Annotated in this window: 1 protein-coding gene and 1 pseudogene; both read left to right on the top strand. The window is 64.6% G+C overall.

Annotated elements, in window-relative coordinates; all coding sequences use genetic code 11:
- Nucleotides 1-1227 (top strand): annotated as a pseudogene (locus tag ACWDEX_RS37115) (alpha-1,4-glucan--maltose-1-phosphate maltosyltransferase); the annotation flags it as partial.
- Nucleotides 1224-2907: maltose alpha-D-glucosyltransferase (gene treS, locus ACWDEX_RS37110; RefSeq protein ID WP_450469090.1), on the top strand; the 1684-nt coding region annotated here is incomplete at its 3' end. The pseudogene ACWDEX_RS37115 and the gene treS, both read left to right, overlap by 4 nt.

Here is a 2907-nt window from a genome sequence, read left to right as displayed (position 1 = left end):
AACGCTTTGGTGGCGGGTGTGGGGGATGTGGGGGTGCCGTGGGCGGTGGGTTCGCCGGAGGGTGGGCACGATGCGGTGCATCCGGGGTTGGGGACGGTTGAGGATTTCGGCTGGTTTGTTCGGCGGGCGCGGGATCTGGGTCTTGAGGTGGCGTTGGATTTCGCGTTGCAGTGTTCGCCGGATCATCCGTGGGTGGACAAGCATCCGGAGTGGTTTCGGCGTCGGGTGGATGGGTCGGTGGCGTTCGCGGAGAATCCGCCGAAGAAGTATCAGGACATCTATCCGGTGTTCTTCGATGCGGACATGGACGGGCTGGTGGCGGAGACGCTGCGGGTGTTGAGGTTCTGGATGGGGTGGGGGGTGCGGATTTTCAGGGTGGACAATCCGCATACCAAGCCGGTGGTGTTCTGGGAGCGGGTGCTGGGGGAGATCGGCCGGTCGGATCCGGATGTGGTGTTCTTGGCGGAGGCGTTCACGCGGCCGGCGATGATGCGGACGCTGGCGCAGGTGGGGTTCCAGCAGTCGTACACGTATTTCACGTGGCGGAACACGAAGCAGGAACTGACCGAGTATCTGCGGGAGTTGTCGGGTGAGACGGCGGCTTTCTTGCGGCCGAACCTGTTCGTGAACACCCCGGATATTTTGCCGGTGTATTTGCAGGATGGGGGGCGGGCGGCGTTCGAGGTGCGGGCGGTGCTGGCGGCGACGTTGTCGCCGTCGTGGGGGATGTACTCGGGCTTCGAGCTGTGTGAGAACGTGCCGCTTGAGCCAGGCGGTGAGGAGTATCTGGACTCGGAGAAGTACCAGCTTCGGCTACGGGACTGGGAGGCCGCCGAACGTGAGGGCCGCAGTATCACCGGGCTGATCACATCTTTGAACCGGATCCGGCGTGAGCACCGGGCCCTGCGGTGGCTGAGGAATCTTGATTTTCATCAGGCGGACAACGACGCGGTGATCGTCTACTCGAAGTGTGCGGGTGGGGATGTGGTCGTGGTGGTGGTGAACCTGGATCCGCACCACACCCAGGAGGCGACGGTTTCGTTGGACATGCCGCGGCTCGGTCTTGGCTGGGATGAGGTGGTGACGGTGCGAGATGAGCTCACCGGTGACACCTACCAGTGGGGCAAAGCCAATTATGTGCGTCTGTGTCCGGGCCGAAGTCCGGCGCACGTGCTGACGGTTGCGCGACCGTCCTGCCCGCCGATCGGAGGGACCTTCCCACGATGATCGTCAACGAGCCCGTCCCGGACACCTTCGAGGACACTCCCGCAGCCGAACGTGATCCGCAGTGGTTCAAGCGGGCGGTCTTCTACGAGGTGCTGGTCCGTTCCTTCCATGACAGCAACGGCGATGGTGTGGGGGACCTGAAGGGGCTGACCGAGCGGCTGGACTATCTGCAGTGGCTGGGCGTCGACTGTCTGTGGCTGCCGCCGTTCTTCACCTCCCCGCTGCGTGATGGCGGCTATGACGTGTCCGACTACACCGCGGTACTGCCCGAGTTCGGGGACCTGGCGGACTTCGTTCAGTTCGTGGACGCAACCCACCAGCGGGGCATGCGGGTGATCATCGACTTCGTGATGAACCACACCAGCGACCAGCACCCGTGGTTTCAGGCCTCCCGCACCGACCCGCAGGGACCCTACGGCGACTATTACGTGTGGGCCGATGACGACAAACGCTACCCGGACGCGCGGATCATCTTCGTCGACACCGAGGCCTCCAACTGGACCTTCGACCCGGTACGGGGGCAGTACTACTGGCACCGGTTCTTCTCCCACCAGCCGGACCTGAACTACGACAACCCGGCGGTGCAGGAGGAGATCCTGGCCGCGCTGCGGTTCTGGCTGGACCTGGGTATCGACGGGTTCCGCCTGGACGCGGTCCCCTACCTCTACCAGCAGGACGCAACGAACTGCGAGAACCTGCCCGCCACGCACGAGTTCCTCAAACGCGTCCGCAAGGAGATCGACGCGCACTATCCCGACACCGTCCTTTTGGCCGAGGCCAACCAGTGGCCCGAGGACGTCGTCGACTACTTCGGTGACTATCCAAGCGGCGGCGACGAGTGCCACATGGCCTTCCACTTCCCCGTCATGCCCCGCATCTTCATGGCCGTACGCCGCGAATCGCGCTACCCCGTCTCGGAGATCCTCGCCAAGACCCCGGCCATCCCGGCCGGCTGCCAGTGGGGCATCTTCCTGCGCAACCACGACGAACTCACCCTGGAAATGGTCACCGACGAAGAACGTGACTACATGTGGGCCGAGTACGCCAAAGACCCCCGGATGCGCGCCAACATCGGTATCCGCCGCCGTCTGGCCCCGCTGCTGGACAACGACCGCAACCAGATCGAACTGTTCACCGCCCTGCTGCTGTCCCTGCCCGGCTCCCCGATCCTGTACTACGGCGACGAGATCGCCATGGGCGACAACATCTGGCTGGGCGACCGCGACGCGGTACGCACCCCGATGCAGTGGACCCCGGACCGCAACGCGGGTTTCTCCTCCTGCGATCCCGGCCGCCTCTACCTGCCCACGATCATGGACCCGGTCTACGGCTACCAGGTCGCCAACGTGGAAGCATCGATGTCCTCACCGTCCTCGCTGCTGCACTGGACCCGGCGGATGATCGAGATCCGTAAACAGAACCCGGCGTTCGGACTGGGCTCCTACACCGAACTGTCCTCCTCCAACCCCGCCGTCCTGGCCTTCCTGCGCGAACACGGAGACGACCTGGTCCTGTGCGTCCACAACTTCTCCCGCTTCGCCCAGCCCACCGAACTCGACCTACGCCGCTTCACCGGCCTGCACCCCGTCGAACTCATCGGCCAGGTCCGCTTCCCCGCCATCGGTGAACTGCCCTACCTCCTCACCCTCGCGGGCCACGGCTTCTACTGGTTCCGCCTCC

This window comes from Streptomyces sp. NPDC001020 (assembly GCF_053599115.1).
The sequence above is the reverse complement of the archived record's forward strand: the minus strand, read 5'-3'. Positions and strand labels throughout refer to the sequence as shown.